Origin of the sequence: Kocuria sp. (genome assembly GCF_030530945.1) — a bacterium.
In the GTDB taxonomy this organism is placed as follows: Bacteria; Actinomycetota; Actinomycetes; order Actinomycetales; family Micrococcaceae; genus Kocuria.
Genome location: NZ_JAUMTZ010000009.1, coordinates 26,931 through 43,602 on the forward strand (window position 1 = coordinate 26,931; position 16,672 = coordinate 43,602).

The window sequence follows — 16,672 nt, forward strand, 5'->3', positions numbered from 1 at the left end:
CCCCGGGGCCGGTCGCGCCTCCGGCGGGCGACGCCGCCCGCGCACCCCCGCGTGGTATCGTGGCCCGGTTGCCAAGGCGAGGGGGCGCGCGAGCGCCCCGTTATCGACGACGGCTTGTGGATCCTTGAGATGCGCCGCGCACCGGTGGACCCCGGTCCCGGGCGGGCGCGCGAACGGGGGTGCCGCACCACGTCGGTCGGAGGCCGTCCGGAGTGGTGCTCCTCCCCGCAGCGGGAGACCCGGCACAGCAGCTCCGAACGGTCCGGCGGTAACCACACTGACCCGCGATCGAAGGAGAACCACCATGGTGGACATCGTCACCATCCCCGCAACCCTGCGCACGGACTTCGGCAAGGGCTACGCCCGCCGCGTGCGCGCCAACGACCAGATCCCCGCGGTCATCTACGGCCACGGCGCCGAGCCGCTGCACGTGATCCTTCCCGGCCACGAGATGATGCTGGCCTCCCGCAACCCGAACGCCGTCCTGGAGATCAACGTGGACGGTGAGGGACACCTGGCCATGATCAAGGAGATCCAGCGCCACGCCGTGCGCCCCGAGATCCTCCACATCGACCTGCTGACCGTCCGCCGCGGCGAGCGCGTCGAGGTCGAGATCCCCGTGACCGTCGAGGGCGAGGTGGCCCCGACCGCCATCCACAACGTGGAGGAGAACGTCCTGGTCGTCGAGGCCGACGCCCTCAAGGTTCCCGAGCACGCCCAGGTGGACATCGAGGGCTTGGAGCCCGGCGAGCACGTCTACGCCAAGGACATCACGCTGCCCTCCGGCGTCACCCTGGTCTCCGACCCCGAGCTGCTCGTGGTCAACGTCTCCGAGCCCATCGAGCAGGACCTCGGCGAGGAGCCCGAGACCGAGTCCGAGGGTGAGGGCGAGGAGTCCGAGGGCGAGTCCTCCGAGGAGAGCGCCGAGGAGTCCTCGGACGACGAGTGATTCCCGCACCGGTCGCGCACGCTCCCGTGACGTGACCGGTCGACGAGCGGCGGTGGGTGCGCGAGGCGCCCCACCGCCGTCGTCGTCCCCGGGGCCCACGCCCCGCGCGGGCGGCGCGGCACGAGCACACGAGAGCGGCCACCGGGGGAGTTCCACGAGGGCCGCGGACGAGGAGCACGGCATGACGGATCGCACCCTGGTGGTGGGCCTGGGCAACCCGGGCGAGAAGTACACGGGGACCCGGCACAACATCGGCGCCGCGGTGGTGGCGGAGCTGGCCTCCCGCGCGGGGGCGAAGCTCTCCGCGCACCGGGCCCGCGCGGTGGTCGCGGAGACGCGCATGCGGCCGGGCTCTCCGAGGCTCGTGCTGGCCCAGCCGCTGACCTACATGAACCTCTCCGGCGGGCCGGTGAGCGCGCTGGCCTCCTACTACTCGCTGGGGCTGCCGGAGCTCGTGGTGGTCCACGACGACATCGACCTGCCCTTCGGTGCGGTGAAGCTCAAGCGCGGCGGCGGCGAGGGCGGGCACAACGGGCTGCGCGACATCACCAAGGCCATGGGCGGGAAGGACTACGTGCGGGTGCGCGTGGGCGTGGGCCGACCCCCGGGGCGGATGGACACCGCGGACTGGGTGCTCAGGCGCTTCACGGGGGCGGAGGCCAAGGAGCTGCCCCTGCTGGTCTCGGACGCCGCGGACGCCGTGGAGATGCTCACCGAGCAGGACCTCCTGGCCGCCCAGCAGCACTTCCACGCCCGCAACCCCGGGTGAGCCCCCGCCGCCCCCGGGCGCTTCGGGACATCTGACCGCCACGCCGCGCGACCGTCTGTGCGCCGGCCCCCCCCCCGCCCACCACGCCGGGCGGCTCGCCCGGGGCTGGCCCACGAGAACGGCGCCGCACCCGGAGAACCGGGGGCGGCGCCGTCGTCGTGCGGGAGGGCGGGGATCAGTCGAGGGTGTCCGGGTCCTGGCCGGCCGCGCGCATCTTCTTGTACTTGCGGTTGCTGCGGGTGACCACCACGCCACCCACGACCGCCGCGATCAGCGAGCCGCACAGGATGCCCACCTTGGCGTGGTCCCCGTGGGGGCTGCCCTCGCCGAAGCTGAGCTCGGCCACCAGCAGCGACACAGTGAAGCCGATGCCCGCCAGCAGGGTGAGCCCCAGCATGTCGCCCCACGTGTAGTCCTTGTCCTTCTCCGCGGACGTGAAGCGATCCATGAGCCAGGACGCACCGAAGATGCCGATGGGCTTGCCGAAGACCAGCCCGGCGGTCACGCCCAGGGCCACGGAGTCCCGGGCGGCGGAGGAGATGCCCTCCCAGCCGCCCACGGCCACGCCGGCCGAGAAGAACGCGAAGACCGGGATCACCAGGCCGTTGGACAGCGGCCGGAAGCGGTGCTCCAGGGCCGGGGCCAGGCCCAGGCGAGGGTCCTCGCGGCGGATCACCCGCGGCGTCTGCTTCAGCACGGGAACCATGAAGCCCAGCAGCACGCCGGCGATCGTGGCGTGGATCCCGGACTCGTACACGAGCCACCACGTGAGCACGCCGATGGGCAGCAGAATCGCCCAGGCGGCCCAGTGCTTGGCCATGAAGAAGCCCATGAAGCGGTGCGTGAGGACCCAGAACACGGCGAGCAGCACTGCCGCGCCCAGCAGGAACGGGAACTTGACGCTCTCGGTGTAGACGAACGCGATGATCACGATGGCGATGAGGTCGTCCACGACCGCCAGGGTGAGCAGGAACGTGCGCATGGCCACGGGCAGGGACGAGCCCACCACCGCCAGCACGGAGACCGCGAACGCGATGTCCGTGGCCGTGGGGATCGCCCAGCCGTGCAGCGCGCTTGTCTCAGCCCCGGTGGTCAGGTTCACGGCCAGGAAGATCAGCGCCGGGACCAGCACGCCGGCGAACGCGGCGACCACGGGCAGCACGGCCTTGCGGATGTTGTGCAGCTCCCCGTCCACGAACTCGGTCTTCAGCTCGAGCCCGGTGAGGAAGAAGAAGATGGCCAGCAGTCCGTCCGAGGCCCAGTGGCCCACGGTGTGCTCCAGGCCGGGGACGTCCCCGGGGCCCAGCTTGGCGTCCCGGAGCCCGAAGTAGACGTCCCCCCACGGGGAGTTGGCCACCACGAGGGCGAGGACCATGGCGATCAGCAGCAGCAGGCCGCCGGTGGTGTCCCGGCGCAGGAACGCGGCGACGGATGCGCCGGGCTTGGTGGATGGCGGCGTGTCGGTGGTCACGTCGGGTGTCTCCCATCTGGGCCGGTCGTCCGGCCCGTGAGGTTCGTGGAACGGCGCGTGGCCGGGCGGCTCGTCGGCGCCGCCCGGCCACGCGTGTGCCGTGCTCGGTCTCAGTGCTGGGCGATCCAGGCCTCCGCCTGGCGGGCCTGCAAGGTCAGGGCCTTGCCGATGTAGGGCTCGGCCGCCGCGGCGATCTTCTTGCCGACCAGCGGGATGCTGGCCTGGACCTCGCCGGTGACGTCCACGGACGTCTCGGACTCGCCCATGGGCCTGATGCTCTGCTGCGCGGTGGCGCCCACGGGGATGCCCGCGGCCTTGATCTCCGAGCGCACGGCGCGGGAGCCGTCCGCGGCCGGGGCGTCGTAGGTGTCCACCTGGGTGAACTTCACGCCGTTCTTCACGAACTTCTTCACGGCGTCCGGCAGCTTGTCGGAGCCCATGCTGCGCACGGTGGTGGCGGTGAAGGCGGTGGAGGTGTCCCCGCTGACCTCGAAGGACTCGAACTGCGTGCCGGCCAGCTCGCTGACGTGGCGGGCGAACGCCTCGTCCGTGAAGGTCTTCACGACGGTCTCCACGGGGGCCTTGATGGTGGTGGATGCGTTGACAGACATGGTGCTCCTCGGGGGTCGGTGCCGGTTCGTCGGTGCCCGTCGGGTGGTGGTCCCGTTGCGGGTGCTGGGCCCATCGTAGTCGCGGGGCCCGGGGGGAGCGGGCCAACCCCTCCGGGTGCCCGCCGCAGGGGGCACCGCCTTCGCGGGGGACGCGTCACACGGGCAGTGTCCGCCAAAGAAGGGGCACGGATCATGTGCCTGAACGCAAGTTCCGCCACGGTCGGCTCTCTAGACTGATCACCGGCCGCCGCGTCCTCGGGTGCGGTACGGCCTGGCTCGGCGGGATGGGGATCCCGCCCTGGGCGCGATGACGCGCACATCCATCGTCGTGCCGCGGGTGCCACCGCGGGAGCGCAGCCATTGGGGGAACATGTCTTTGCATCAGTTACGCCTGTCCGGACCGAGGTCCGGCCAGCGCACCACGTGGGGTTCCACCCCCGCGGAGGACCCGCGGGCCGGTGCTCCGGAGCCCACGGCGCGTCGCCGGGTGGTGCTGCACGTGGTCGAGGCCTTCGGCGGCGGCGTGGCCGCCGCCGTGCGCGACTACGCCCGTGCCACCCCCGAGTGCGAGCACCACCTGCTGTGCCACCTGCGCCCCGAGGCCGTGAACCTGGACGCCCATTGGGACGGTGATTTTGCATCGGTGCGCTCCCTTCCCGGGGGACACCTCGCCAACATCAAGGCCACCCGCTGGGCCATTCGGGACGTCAAGCCCGACGTCATCCACTCGCACTCCAGCTATGCCGGGGTGTACGCGCGCCTGGCCGTGGGCCACCTCCCGCGCCGACGCCGCGACACCCTCTCCCCGCTGAACGCCCCGCACGCGCCCACCACACGGGCCGAGCGCCAGGGGGACCTGCTGAGCGCCGCGCCGTCCACCATGCAGCTGCGCGCGGTCCGCCCGGGGGAACGCTCCGAGGAGCCCGGTCTGCCCGGCGGCGGGAACGGTCCGTCCGCCGTCGCCGGTGCCCCCCGCGCGGGCGGGCCCCGGAGCGGCGGGAGGGGGCACCGGCTGGTCCGGAACCGTTTCGTGGACCTCTCACTGGGCGGGATCAAACAGGTCTACACGCCCCACGCCTGGTCCTTCTCGCGCCTGGACCGCTCCCGGCCCGTGCGCCTGGCCTACTGGATGCTCGAAGGAGCGCTCGCCGCGCGCACGGACGTCCTCGCCGGGTGCTCCAAGGCCGAGAACAACGTGGCCCACTGGGGGCCCATCGCCCCGCACACCGTGTACGTGCCCAACATCGCCGAACCCTACGGCGAGGTGCGGGCACGGCCCGCGAAGGGCGAGCGGCTCGTGGTCGCCGGAGCAGGGCGCCTGGCGGCGCAGAAGGACCCCGTGTTCTTCGTGCAGGCCGTGGAGGCCATCCGCGCGGCGGGGCACGACATCACCCCGCTGTGGATCGGCGGGGGCGACGAGCAGGTGGCGCAGATGCTGCGCGAGCACGGTGTGGAGGTGACGGGCTGGGTGGGCCAGGAGGACGTCCGCCGCCACCTGCGGCGCGCCGACGTGTACCTGCACACCGCCAGGTGGGAGGGCTTCCCCCTGACGGTGCTCGAGGCCGCGCTCAACGACATCCCCGTGATCGTGCGACGCATCCGGGTCTTCGACGACGCGGGGCTGCCGCTCGTCGTGGACACGCCGGAGGAGGTCGCCGGACGCTGGGACGAGGTCACGGACGAACGGACGAGGGACGAGATCGCGCGCTGGACGCGCGCGGCGCTGTGGGAGAACTGCCACACGGTCCAGCGGCAACGACTGGGAGAGATCTACGGGGTCGAGGTGCCGCTCGTGGAGCGGGCGGACTCGCACTGATCCCGTGCAACGGGGAGAGAATTGGGGAGAGAGCAATGACCATGACACAGATGCAGGAGACGGTGGTTCCCACCACCGGCTCGGGGCCCGCAGGGGTGCTGGGCGCGGGGTGCTGGACGGGCATGGGCTCGGACGCCACGTTCACGTGGGTGCACACGCCGGAGAACGGGCGCGTCCGCGGGCTGGTGGTGATCGCGCCGCCGGTGGGCCGCGAGCACGTGCAGAGCTACCGGGCGGTGCGCCAGCTGGCCATGCTCCTGGCCGGGGCCGGCTACTGCGTGGCCCGTGTGGCCTACCGGGGGGTGGGGGACTCGCACGCCCTCACACCCGCCGACGACCTGCCCGGGGTGTGGCGCTCGGACATCCTGGCGGCCACCGCCCAGGCGCGTGAGCTGTGCGGCGTCCAGGACCTGCCCGTCCACGCGATCGGGTACCGGGTGGGTGCGGCGCTGCTCGCGGGGATCGCGCAGGAGTTCGACCACGTGATCGCGTGGGAGCCCGTGGGCGGGGCCACGTTCGTCAACCAGTGGTCCCGGCTGCGCCGCGCCACCCTGCCCGAGATCCCCGTGGGCGAGGGTGTGGACCTCATGGGCCTGTGGCTCACGGAGGACCAGGCCGCCGGTCTGGCCGGGCTGCCGGATCCCCGCAGGATGCGGGAGCTGCCCCCCAACGTGGAGGTCTACCGCGAGACCAGCCAGCCGCGGGCCAAGGTGATGTACGGCGTGGAGTCGCTCGACGTGCGGGTGCACTACGACGTCCTCGAGGACCTGCTGTGGCGGTTCCCCCGCTCACCCCTGCACCCCCTCACGGGTGACGGCCGCGGTCCCACGCGCAACGAGTTCCAGTCCCCGGGGGGTGTCGCGTGCGCCGAGGAGATCGTGCAGGTCTCCCCGCGCGGGTACCCCGGGGTGCTCACCGGCCCGGTCGCCGCGGCTGCGGCCCACGCGCCGGGCGCGTCCGGTGAATCGGCCCGCGACGGCGTCGCCGCCGGGCGGGCTCCGATCTCCCCGTGGCCGGGAAAGCCGGTGACGTTCTTCGCCCCGGGTGCCTCCGAGCCGCGGGACGGCTCCGCGCTGTGGTCGGAGACCGCCCGCAGGCTCGCGGGGCAGGGCGTGGCGAGCCTGCGGGCGGACCGCGACGGCGCCGGGGACCGCGCGCTGCTGTGGTCCGACCGGGACCCGAACCCCTACCGCTACCTCAACGCCCAGGCCCTGCGGGAGCAGGCGCAGTGGCTCACGGAGGTGTTCCCGGCGGCGGACGTGGTGGCCACGGTCCTGTGCTCGGGGGCGTGGGCCACCCTGCGGGCGGCGCGCGAGCCCGAGGGGATCGCGGCCCGCTCCCTGATCCTCATCAACCAGAACGAGTGGCGGATGCGTCAGGCGTTCTTCGACGAGCTGCGCCACAGCTACGACGGGGACGCCACCCTGCGCGCCCGGGCCGCCGCCGCGGACACGCGGGGCGCCGAGCCCGCCCGCACCCGCCCGCACCCGGCCACCGCCTCCGTGAAACGGCTGCTCGGCCACGCCGGGACGTGGACCCGGGAGGGGCTCACGCAGGGTCGCCGCACGGCTTCCGCCCTGGTGCACCACCACACCCCGGAGCGCGTGTGGAACCTCATGGGACGCTGCCCCGCGGCGTCCATCCCGGACCACGTCCTGGACCGGGCGAGCAGGGACCGGGACGTGGTCCTGCTGGTCGGCCCGCAGGACGAGGCACGCTACCGCGAGACCACCGCGGACCGGGCGGTGAACCGGCTGCAGCGGCGCGGCCGGCACATCGTGGACCGGCCCGTGGCCGGGGTGGACCACTCGGTCCTCTCCCGCACCGCGCGGGACGAGATCGCCCGCCAGCTCGATGAACTCTTCACCCAGTGGAAGGCCCTGTAAACCGGTTATGACTGATTCGTCCGCCGCGTCCACCACCTCGTCCGAGACCGGCGCGTCCCGCGTGGGGACCAACATCCTGTGGAACTACATCTCGGGGTTCACGAGCATCTTCGGCCTGCTGCTGCTGTACCCGTTCGCGATTGCGATCGTGGGGTCGGACTCCTACGGCCTGTGGGTCATCACCTTCGGTGCCATCCAGCTGCTCACGATGTCCGACTTCGGCCTGGGCACGGGGATCGTGCGCACCCTCACGGACCTGCCCGACGACGCCGCCCACCATGAGCGGCGGAGGAGCTTCGTGGGAGTGGCGCTGGGCGTGTTCCTGGTGCTGGCGGTGGCGCTCACCGCCGTCTACTTCGCGGTGTTCCCGCTGTACCTGACCACCGTGAAGGTGCCCGAGCAGGATCGCCACGCGGTGGTCCCGCTGCTGCTGGCGGCCGGGTTCACCCTGTTCTTCTCCGTGCTGGGCCGTGCCTGCAACTCCATCCTGTGGGCACTGAACCGCCCGGACATCGAGCGCAAGGCCGCGGTGGTCTCGATCTTCGCCAGGGGTGCGGGGTATGCCCTGCTGATCCCCCTCCACGGCGGTCTGATCGCGCTGGTGCTCGTGGAGTGCGTCTCCATCCTGATCCCGCCGCTGGTCTGCTTCTGGGGGGTCCACCGCCGCTTCGGCGTGCCCCGGACGCTGCCGGGCGCGTGGCGGGAGCAGGGGCGGCCCCTGCTGCGCATGTCCTCGGTGCTCTCGATCGGCTCGCTGTCCCTGCTGGGCGTGTACCAGCTGCCCCTGTTCATCGTGGGCCCAGCCCTGGGCCTGCACGCGGCCACGGCCTTCGGCGCCCTCATGCGGGTGTTCCAGAGCTCCCGGCTGGTGGTGAGCTGGATCTCCCTGCCGTTCGCGTACCCCATCAAGAAGTCGCAGGGTGCGCAGGCCGCGGAGCACATCCGCACCGCCACCACCATCTCCCTGCTGGTGGGGCTGCTGCTCAGCGTGCCTCTGCTGGCCATCCCCACGGAGCTGCTCACCGTGTGGCTGGGCGATCCGATGGCGTTCGCGGCTCCCGCCCTGGCCATGGTGGTCGTGGGCGTGCTGGGGGAGGCGCTGGGCCAGGTCCCGAACCTGGTGCTCACCCTGCGGGGCAGCCCCCTGCTCGCCTCCCTGATCAGCCTGGCCACCCTCGTGGTGACCCTTCCCGCCGTGTGGCTCGCGGCCACCACGGGGGACCTCCAGCTCGTGATGCTGGCCTCGGTGGGGCCGCTGCTGCTCGCGGTGCCGGTGCAGGTCCTCTTCAGCGAGCGCGCCGAGCCCAGCGGCGTCACCGCCGGGCTCGTGCGCACCTGGGCGCTGATGACCGCGGGCGCCGCCGTCGCGGTGGCCGCGTTCACGGCCCTGGGCAGGGTCCTGCCCCCCATCCCCACCATCGCGGTCTGCGCCGTGGTGCTCGGGGCGGTGTTCCTGGGGGCGTTCCGGATCATCCGACGCCGTGACCGGGCCATCAACGAGGGCGGTGCGGCTCCGGACGAGGCCGCGGAGGCCGCCGAGACCGTGGGCCTCGCACCCGTGGGAGCCGCCGCCACCTCGGAGCCGGACGCCGGCACCGGGGGAGGTGCCGGGCGCACCTCCTGAGGAGCCAGAGCGCGCGCACAGGGGCCGACCCCCCGCACGCAACGACGACGCCGCCCGGAACCCGGGCGGCGTCGTCGTTCGGTGGGTGCGCCCGCGGTGCGGGCGGCGGGCCTCAGCGGGCCCCGAGCAGCTCCCGGTAGAGCTCGCGGTAGCGCTCGGAGGTGCGCTGCACGTCGAACTGCTCCCTCGCCAGCTCCCAGCTGCGCCGCCGCACGTCCGCGCGCCGCTCCCGCGGCAGGGAGAGGTACCGGCTCACGGCGTCCCCGAGCGCCTGCGGGTCGCGCACCGGGACCACGGACTCGCGCTCCACCGCGAGCACCTCGGCGTCCCCGGTGTCCGTGGTGACCACGGGGACCCCCTCGCTCAGGGCCTCGATGCCGGCCATGGGCAGCGCCTCGTGGTTGCTGGAGAACACGACCGCGTGGGCCGAGCGGATCAGCGACCGCACGTCACCCACGGACCCCAGCAGGCGCACGCTGTCCCGGATGCCGAGGCGGTGCAGCTCGTCCGTGAGCTCGGTGTTGTCGTCGTCCACCAGGTGCCCCGCGCACACCAGCTGCGCCTCCGGGTGGGTCTGCAGCACCCGGGCGAAGGCCTGGAAGAGCACGGGGTGGTCCTTGGCCTCGGCGTAGCGGGCCAGGTGCAGCACCACGGGAGGGCCCTCGGGCTCCGGCACGGGGGCCGCCGCGGTGACCGTCCCGTTGTGGATCAGCCGGATCCGGTCCGCCGGGAAGCGGTACCCGAAGTCCACGGCGAAGTTCTTGGCGGAGCGGGAGCAGGCCACCACCGCGTCCAGGCGGGTGGACAGCCGGGCCACGAGCTTCCAGACCACGCCGGCCACCGAGCCCGAGGCCACGTTGAGGCTGGAGTGCAGGGTGGAGACGCGCACCGCGCCGTGGGGGGTGATCGCGTTGAGCAGGTCCGACTGGTGCAGGTGGGAGTGCACCACGTCGATCCCCAGCTCCCGCACGAGACGGCGGATCTCGCGGATGGCGGCGGCGGGCACCACGGAACGGCGGGTCATCCCCGCGTAGGTGGTGCTCGTGGCGGCCACCTCGAGCCGCGGGGAGAGGCCGCCGGGGGAGAGGAGCACGAGCAGGTGGGCCTCGTCCTCGGGCTGCCGGGCAAGCAGCAGCTGCTCGATGAGCGTCTGGGCCCCGCCCGTCTCGGCGTCGTTGACAATGTGGAGAACGCGCACGCGGCGGTCCTTTCTGGTGGCGGTCGGTGGATTCTCGGTGCTCACGCGGGAGGCGGCGGCGTGCCAGGCAGCGGGGCGTCCTGGGCGGCGGTGGCCCGTTCGCCCCTGGTGAGCTCGAGGCCCAGGCACAGACCGGCGGTGCCCCACACCCAGAACGCGGAGTCGTAGCTGGTGGTGGCGCCCGCCACCACCAGCCACACCAGGAGGGTGCACGCCCCGAGCCACAGGGGGTTGCGTCCCCCCGAGCGCAGGCACAGCACGGCCATCCACGCCATGAGCGCCAGGCCGAAGACCATGCCGCTCTCCAGGAGCACCCGCCCGATCACGGAGTAGATGTCCGGCAGCGGGTTGTAGTGCTGCAGGTCCCCCAGGGGCATCCGCCCGGTCAGGAACAGTGCGTTGGTGTTGCCGCGGCCCACGCCCCACAGGAACGTGACGGGATCCGAGAGCAGGTAGCGGACGCCGGCCGTGAGGGAGGACCCGCGGTCCGCCCAGGACCAGTTGAAGGAGTCCTGCCGGTCCTGGAGCACGCCCAGGCCCACGAACACGGCGCCCGCGAGGCCGAGCGGCACGATCAGGACGGCGGCCCACGCGCGGCGCACCGCGTACGGCGCCACGGCGGCGATCATGACCACTCCGAGCACCACCACGGCGGCGCCGGAGCCGGAGATCGCCACGGCCCACAGCACGAGGGCCAGGGACAGGACGTCCCGCGGGGTCATGGTGGTCCGGTGGTGGCGCACCAGGACCACCAGGGCCATGGCCATGAGGGACAGGGAGCCCACCATGAAGGAGGTCTCCGGGAACAGTCCGAAGGGCCGTCGCACGTAGGTGAGGAAGGTCTCGCTGAAGTCGGACACGTTCGCGTAGCCGGGGAGGCTGTAGAGGGACTCGAAGGGGATCACCCCCAGGGCGTCCAGGAACACGTACTTCTGGACCAGGGTGAACGCGGCGGAGAGCAGCACGGTCCAGCTGAGCCAGGCGATGGCCCGGGGCCCCAGGAACATCACGGCCGCGGCCGTGCCCGCGAACGGGAGGGTGAACACCAGCCACGTGATGGACCCGGGGATCTGCAGCGGCTCGGGGGTCAGGAACATGCGCACGGCCGAGGCGAAGAACGGCACCGCGCCCACGAGCAGGGCGGTCCACATCACGGGCATGTGCCGGGCGCAGCGCAGCACGAGCACCACGGACACCACGCTGGACAGCGGCAGGTTGGTGTTGGACCCCAGCGGGACGGCGGCGTAGGGCAGGGCGGAGAGCACCAGCAGCGCGCCGGACAGCGCCCGGTCCAGGCGGGTGCCGGGTGTGGCGCGCAGTGCCCCGGCGAGGCCGGCGCGCCGCTCGCGGCGGCGTGAGGCGGACGCCGAGCTACGCACCGCGGCCGCGTGGCGACCGCGTGCGGGCGCGGGGGCGGCGGCGGAGCTCACGAGTGGTCCGCTGCGTCCCGGTGCCCGTGGGCCGCGGCACCGTCTCCGGTGCCCCGGCGGGGCCGCGGCGTGGTGGCGGTGTTCGTGCCGAGCACGGCGGCCACGGAGGGCCACCAGTCGGCGTGGGGGTCTGCGGCGCCGCGGTCCGGCGTGCCGGCGTCCCGTGTGCCGGCGACCCGGGCGGCGTCGTCGGACGTGGCGGCGTCGAAGGCGGCGCGCAGGGCCGCACCGAACGCGTCACGGTCGTGGACGTCCACCCCCACGAAGCCGGGGAAGTCTCCCGCCTGCGCGCGCAGCGAGGCGAGGTCCGAGGCCACCACGGGCGTGCCGGTGCCGATGGCCTTGGCGAGCACCCCGGAGTGGGCGTCGAAGTGCGTGTAGGGCAGCACGATCACGGCGGCCTCGCGCAGGTGGGCGGCGAACTCGTCCCGGGACAGGAACCGGTCCTCGAAGTCCACGCTCGGGTACTGTGCGGCCCGCCGGAGCAGGTCCTGGCCGAGCTCGGGGCTCTCCGCCGCACCGCGCACCAGCAGCGGCACTCCGGCGTGCCCCGCGGCGTCCATGGCCAGCTCGATCCCCTTGTTGGCGCGCACCTCGCCGAGGCACAGGGCGTACGGCTCGTGGGCGGGGGACTCCCGGTGGGAGCTCTCGCCGGCGGGGTCACCGTCCAGGCGCGAGGACACGGGCAGGTCCACGGCGTTCACGGGCCGGGCGGTGTAGCCGCGGACGATCTCCCCCTGCTCGGCACCGTGGGTGACCACACGGTCGGCGTGCCGGGCGCACGAGTGCTCCAGCCACATGAGCACGCGTTCCCGTGCGGAGGCGGAGCCGAGGTCGAAGTGCGGCTGCGCGTTGTGCACGAAGACGACCGTGCGCTGGGTGCGGTGCGCCCGCAGCAGCCCGGGAGCCGGGTACTTGGTGGAGTCCAGGGCGACGACGGCGTCCCTCCCCGCCTGCTGCGCCGCGCGGCGCACCGCCACGTGCTCCCGCAGCAGGTCCAGGACCTGCAGCCCGGCCCGGGCCACCGCGGCGGCCCGGGAGGACGGCGTGCCCGTGCGGCGCGGCGGGACCGTCTCGACCACGCGCACGGGGTGCTGCTCGTCCCACCCGAGGTAGGACCGTGCCCCGCGGCGGGAGACCAGCGTGACGCGGCGCACCGCCGGGCTGTCGTCCAGTGCGAGTGCGAGGTCCGCGGCGTGCTCCAGCTGCCCCCCGTACTCGGTGGGGCACACCACCACCACGTCCCGCGCGGTGGTGCGGACGGTGCTGCTGGCGAGGTTCTCGGTGCTCATCGGTGGTCCCCCTCCACGGTCCCGGCGCGGCGGTGGCCGGCGGCCTGGGACCGCGCCCGGGAACCCCGCCACAGCACCAGGAGCAGACCCGCGATGAGCCCCACGAGTGCCCCGAGAGCGGTGTTCACCGCGGGGGACGGGCCGGCGGGGCCCGGGGAGACCGCGGCGGTCTGGACCACGTTGAGCTTGACCCGGGCGGGCGCACCCCCGTCCGTGGCGGGAGGAATGGTCTCCAGGTCCTGGCTCTGGCGCACCAGGCTCTCCGCGGTGGACTGGGCGATGTCTGCGGCCTGCTGCGCGGAGGAGCCGGTGGCCGTGATGGTGATCATGGCCGTGTTGGGCTCGTTCGTGGCGGTCACGGCGGACTGCGCGAGCTGCTCGGGGGTCTGCGAGAGGTGGAGCTCGTCCACCACGGGCTGGAGCACGGAGCTGGTGGTGGCCACCTTGGCGTAGGAGCCGGCCCGTGCCACCGCGAACTGCTCACCCATCTGCAGGTCTGTGACCGAGCGCGGGTTGGCCACGTTCACGAAGACCTGCGCCTGGGACTCGTAGGACTTCGGCACGGCCACGGCCGAGAGGGCGCCGGCCACGGCGCCGAGGACGGTGGTCAGGACCACGATCCACCACAGGCGCCGCAGGCAGCGCGCATACTGACTCAGATTCACAACTCTCCCCTTGAACATCGCATCGTCCGGTGGTGCCCGGATGCACGCGGCAACCCCCTTGTGCCGGTGATGACGGGAAAACTCTAGTCAGCGGCGCGCGGGCCGGAGGGCGAAAACGGTGTTTTCGGGACAAACGTGCCCCGTTGTGTGGACGAAAACGGCGCTGGACGCCACCCGGGCGTTCCTACACTTGGACAGGCATCGCGCGGCCGTCGAAGCAGGCCGTGCGCGGACACCGGCGTGGCACGCCGGCAGCACGGGGGGACACATGGCAGAGCACACGGCCGAGGGCGCAGCACAGGACGCACCGCTGATCAGCGTGGTGATCGCGGTCTACAACGGTCAGGACATCGTGGGGCAGGCGATCAGCAGCGTGCTGCGCCAGACCCATCCGCGGGTGGAGGTCTTCGTGGTGGACGACGGGTCCCAGGACCGCACCCGTGAGGTGCTGGCGGGCTACGAGGCCGTCTCCCGCCCGGACCGGGTGGTGCGCGTGCTCTCCCAGCCCAACGCGGGCTGCGGCGCGGCCCGCAACACGGCTCTCAAAGAGGTCAGCGGGGACTTCGTGACCTTCCTGGACGCGGACGACGAGCTCCTTCCGCACCACCTGGAGACCCTCCTGGACCGCTACCGCGAGGTGCGGGCGAACCCCGGCGGGGAGCGCACCGTGGTCTACGCCAACGCCTGGCAGTGCACCCCGTCCGGCATCAACGCGGACCGTCCCGTCTACCGCGAGCGCATGCCCGGCCGCGAGGAGCAACGCAGCGTGATCCTCGAGTACAACATCGGCAGCCTCAGCGGGCTGTTCCCCCGCAGCTTCTTCGACGAGGTGGGGGTGTTCGACCCCGAACAGGTGTTCGTGGAGGACTGGGAGCTGTGGCTGCGCGCCGTGTACAGCGGGTGGCGCTTCGATCGGGTGGAGCAGGTCACCTCGGTCCTCGCCTGGTCCGGCGGGTCCATGCAGTCGCAGCGGGACCGGATGGGCGCGGGGGAGGAGATGGCGCTGCGCAAGACCCTCGCGCGCTTCGAGAAGGAGCTGAGCCCCGAGGAGCGCGAGAAGCTCCTGCGACGGCTGCGGAACGGCTCCCCGCTCGCGGCGGCGTCGAACGCGGAGCAGGCCATGCGGGAGGGCCGCAGGGAGGACGCGAGGCGCCACCTGCAGATGGCCGCGCGCATGATGCCCAGCCAGCGGCGGGTCACCCTCAAGGCGAGGATCGCGGGGCTGCCCGGGGGCATGCGGTGGCTGGAGTCCCGCCAGCGGTCCGTGGACGCCAGCGTGGGCTACACGGACGCGATGCGCCGCTGACCCCTGTGCGGCGACGCGTGCGGGGACACCGGGCAGCGGCCACAATGGAGGGGTGAACACCTCCGAGGACTCCTCACCCGTCCTGCTCGCGTGCGCCCACGGCACGCGGGACCCGCGCGGCCAGCGTGCCGTGGCGGCCCTCGTGGCGGCCGTGCGGGACGCACTGCCGGACACCACCGTGGTGGACACCTGGGTGGACGTCCAGGAGCCGGACCTGGACTCCCGCACCCGCGAGCTCGCGGGGCGCGACGCCGTGGTGGTGCCGCTGCTGCTCTCCGCCGGGTACCACGTGTTCGTGGACATGGCGCGCGCGGTGAAGGCCTCTCCGGACCACCGCGTGGCCGCCGCGCTGGGCCCCGACCGTCGGCTGGCGGTGGTCCTGGCCCGGCGGCTCACGGAGGCACTGCGTGCCACGGACGCGCCGGAGCTGGGGGAGCGCGACCGCGTGGTCATGGTCTCTGCGGGATCCTCGGACCCGCGCGCGGGCCGCGACTGCGAGGCGGTGGCGCGGCTGCTCGCGGCGGAGCTGGGCCACCCCGTGAGCACCGCCTACCTCTCCGCCGCCGAGCCCACGCTGCCGCAGGCGGTGGCCGCCGCGCGCACGGAGATCGCGCGTCTGCCCGAGCCCTCCGCGGACGACGCCGCCGGCCGGGTCCTGCTCGCTCCGTACCTCCTGGCGCCGGGTTTCTTCCACGGCCGCACCCTGGACGCCGGTGCGGACGTGGTCGCCCAGCCCCTGCTGGTGGATCCCGGGGAGGTCCCGCCCGAGCTCGGGGAGCTCGTGACCGAGCACTACCGGCAGGCGCCGCCCGCGGCGTGATCGCACACGGCCCGGACCATGGCCCCGAGCCGGAACCGCTCGGGGACCACCGCGCCGTGGACGCCCGCCTCCTCCAGGGGTTGCACGCACACCGGGCCGATGGCCACGGGGGTGCACCGGCCGTCCCGCAGCGCCGCGAGCAGGGCGTCGTACGCACCGCGCGAGCGGGCGGCGTCGAACAGGGCGTCCACGGCGGGTGCCGCCGTGAAGGTCACGTAGTCCACGTCCCCGGCCACGATCTGCGCCACCAGACCGGCCAGGCGGGAGCCCTCGTCCGCCGAGGCCCACTGATAGGGGGCCACCACGCGGGGCTCCAGGCCCGCCGCGCGCAGCCGGTCGAGCTGCTCCTCGTCGGTGGTCCCGTGCACCTGCACCGTCACCGGGCCCTGTGCCGGGGGCTGGGCGAGCACCCGGTCCACGAGTTCCGCGGTGCGCCCGGAGGAGCCCGTGTACGCGCACGGGATCTCCAGGGCCTGCAGCTGCCCCCTGGCCTTCGCGCCGCGGGCCAGCACCGTGCTCGCCCGCAGCGCGGCCAGCAGCTCCTCGCGCAGCCCGTGCTCCTCGGCCACCGACAGCCACCGTGTGAGCCCGTAGCCCGTGGTGACCAGCACGGTGCCCGGCGCGGCGGCGACGGTCTCGCGCGCGGCGGCCAGGACGGCGTCGTCCTCGTCCGTGGGCGTCAGCTTCAGCGCGGGGGCATAGACCACGCGTGCCCCGTGGCGCTCGAACGCACCCCCCTGCTCCGTGGCGCGGCGGTGGGCGGTCACGGCCACGGTGGTGCCGGACAGGACGGGGTTCTGCGGAGCGCTCATGCCCCCAGCGTAGGAGCACCGCG

General features: G+C 73.4%; 14 protein-coding genes. 7 read left to right on the forward strand and 7 right to left on the reverse strand.

What is annotated here, in order from left to right:
• Positions 1 to 304 precede the first annotated feature (304 nt).
• Together Q4A22_RS08890 and pth are read left to right on the forward strand one after the other, a co-directional pair.
• Positions 305 to 949 (forward strand): 50S ribosomal protein L25/general stress protein Ctc, encoded by a 645-nt coding sequence (locus Q4A22_RS08890; RefSeq protein ID WP_303178703.1) that lies wholly within the window; start codon positions 305 to 307, stop codon positions 947 to 949.
• Positions 950 to 1,130: 181 nt separating this feature from the next.
• Positions 1,131 to 1,718, forward strand: coding sequence for an aminoacyl-tRNA hydrolase (gene pth, locus Q4A22_RS08895; RefSeq protein ID WP_303178705.1), 588 nt, complete (start codon positions 1,131 to 1,133; stop codon positions 1,716 to 1,718).
• 175 nt (positions 1,719 to 1,893) lie between these two features.
• Here pth and nhaA read toward each other — a convergent pair whose 3' ends face one another.
• Together nhaA and Q4A22_RS08905 are read right to left on the reverse strand one after the other, a co-directional pair.
• A complete protein-coding gene (gene nhaA / locus Q4A22_RS08900) occupies positions 1,894 to 3,189 on the reverse strand; it encodes a Na+/H+ antiporter NhaA (RefSeq protein ID WP_303178707.1) in 1,296 nt (431 codons plus the stop codon).
• Between the two features lie 110 nt (positions 3,190 to 3,299).
• Positions 3,300 to 3,800 carry a DUF2505 domain-containing protein gene (locus tag Q4A22_RS08905; RefSeq protein WP_303178709.1) on the reverse strand — a complete coding sequence of 167 codons (501 nt, stop codon included), beginning with the start codon at positions 3,798 to 3,800 and terminating at the stop codon, positions 3,300 to 3,302.
• A gap of 370 nt (positions 3,801 to 4,170) precedes the next feature.
• Here Q4A22_RS08905 and Q4A22_RS08910 point away from each other — a divergent pair, with 370 nt between their 5' ends.
• From Q4A22_RS08910 to Q4A22_RS08920, 3 genes are read left to right on the forward strand one after another with little or no spacing between them, the layout of a single operon-like run.
• Positions 4,171 to 5,616: a glycosyltransferase gene (locus Q4A22_RS08910; RefSeq protein ID WP_303178710.1), complete on the forward strand. Its 1,446-nt coding sequence runs from the start codon at positions 4,171 to 4,173 to the stop codon at positions 5,614 to 5,616.
• Positions 5,617 to 5,651: 35 nt separating this feature from the next.
• A complete protein-coding gene (locus Q4A22_RS08915; protein WP_303178711.1) occupies positions 5,652 to 7,502 on the forward strand; it encodes a hypothetical protein in 1,851 nt (616 codons plus the stop codon).
• Between the two features lie 7 nt (positions 7,503 to 7,509).
• Positions 7,510 to 9,126, forward strand: coding sequence for a lipopolysaccharide biosynthesis protein (locus tag Q4A22_RS08920; protein ID WP_303178712.1), 1,617 nt, complete (start codon positions 7,510 to 7,512; stop codon positions 9,124 to 9,126).
• Positions 9,127 to 9,238: 112 nt separating this feature from the next.
• Here Q4A22_RS08920 and Q4A22_RS08925 read toward each other — a convergent pair whose 3' ends face one another.
• Genes Q4A22_RS08925 through Q4A22_RS08940 form a run of 4 tightly spaced genes read right to left on the reverse strand, consistent with a single transcriptional unit; the run spans position 9,239 to position 13,711 of the window.
• Positions 9,239 to 10,324: a glycosyltransferase gene (locus Q4A22_RS08925; RefSeq protein ID WP_303178713.1), complete on the reverse strand. Its 1,086-nt coding sequence runs from the start codon at positions 10,322 to 10,324 to the stop codon at positions 9,239 to 9,241.
• A 41-nt stretch (positions 10,325 to 10,365) separates the two neighbouring features.
• On the reverse strand, positions 10,366 to 11,754 hold the full coding sequence (locus Q4A22_RS08930; RefSeq protein ID WP_303178715.1) for a hypothetical protein: 1,389 nt from the start codon (positions 11,752 to 11,754) through the stop codon (positions 10,366 to 10,368).
• The gene (locus tag Q4A22_RS08935) at positions 11,751 to 13,046 is read right to left on the reverse strand and encodes a glycosyltransferase (RefSeq protein WP_303178717.1); all 1,296 of its coding nucleotides are present in this window, start codon (positions 13,044 to 13,046) and stop codon (positions 11,751 to 11,753) included. Before Q4A22_RS08935 ends, Q4A22_RS08930 begins: the two co-directional genes overlap by 4 nt.
• A complete protein-coding gene (locus Q4A22_RS08940; protein WP_303178718.1) occupies positions 13,043 to 13,711 on the reverse strand; it encodes a YveK family protein in 669 nt (222 codons plus the stop codon). The genes Q4A22_RS08935 and Q4A22_RS08940 overlap by 4 nt, the downstream gene beginning before the upstream one ends.
• Before the next feature lie 268 nt (positions 13,712 to 13,979).
• On the opposite strand from Q4A22_RS08940, the gene Q4A22_RS08945 reads away from it, so the two are divergent.
• Positions 13,980 to 15,017 carry a glycosyltransferase family A protein gene (locus tag Q4A22_RS08945; RefSeq protein ID WP_303178720.1) on the forward strand — a complete coding sequence of 346 codons (1,038 nt, stop codon included), beginning with the start codon at positions 13,980 to 13,982 and terminating at the stop codon, positions 15,015 to 15,017.
• A gap of 52 nt (positions 15,018 to 15,069) precedes the next feature.
• Positions 15,070 to 15,837 (forward strand): sirohydrochlorin chelatase, encoded by a 768-nt coding sequence (locus tag Q4A22_RS08950; protein WP_303178724.1) that lies wholly within the window; start codon positions 15,070 to 15,072, stop codon positions 15,835 to 15,837.
• Here the strand turns inward: Q4A22_RS08950 and Q4A22_RS08955 are convergent.
• On the reverse strand, positions 15,810 to 16,649 hold the full coding sequence (locus Q4A22_RS08955) for a uroporphyrinogen-III synthase (protein WP_303178727.1): 840 nt from the start codon (positions 16,647 to 16,649) through the stop codon (positions 15,810 to 15,812). The two genes, Q4A22_RS08950 and Q4A22_RS08955, sit on opposite strands and share 28 nt — an antisense overlap.
• Between the last annotated feature and the right edge of the window lie 23 nt (positions 16,650 to 16,672).

Coding starts and splice junctions, on each gene's coding strand:
- Q4A22_RS08890 (WP_303178703.1), top strand. CDS start 305: ATGGTGGACATCGTCACCATCCCCGCAACCCTGCGCACGGACTTCGGC.
- pth (WP_303178705.1), top strand. CDS start 1,131: ATGACGGATCGCACCCTGGTGGTGGGCCTGGGCAACCCGGGCGAGAAG.
- Q4A22_RS08905 (WP_303178709.1), bottom strand. CDS start 3,800: ATGTCTGTCAACGCATCCACCACCATCAAGGCCCCCGTGGAGACCGTC.
- Q4A22_RS08910 (WP_303178710.1), top strand. CDS start 4,171: ATGTCTTTGCATCAGTTACGCCTGTCCGGACCGAGGTCCGGCCAGCGC.
- Q4A22_RS08915 (WP_303178711.1), top strand. CDS start 5,652: ATGACCATGACACAGATGCAGGAGACGGTGGTTCCCACCACCGGCTCG.
- Q4A22_RS08920 (WP_303178712.1), top strand. CDS start 7,510: ATGACTGATTCGTCCGCCGCGTCCACCACCTCGTCCGAGACCGGCGCG.
- Q4A22_RS08935 (WP_303178717.1), bottom strand. CDS start 13,046: ATGAGCACCGAGAACCTCGCCAGCAGCACCGTCCGCACCACCGCGCGG.
- Q4A22_RS08945 (WP_303178720.1), top strand. CDS start 13,980: ATGGCAGAGCACACGGCCGAGGGCGCAGCACAGGACGCACCGCTGATC.
- Q4A22_RS08955 (WP_303178727.1), bottom strand. CDS start 16,649: ATGAGCGCTCCGCAGAACCCCGTCCTGTCCGGCACCACCGTGGCCGTG.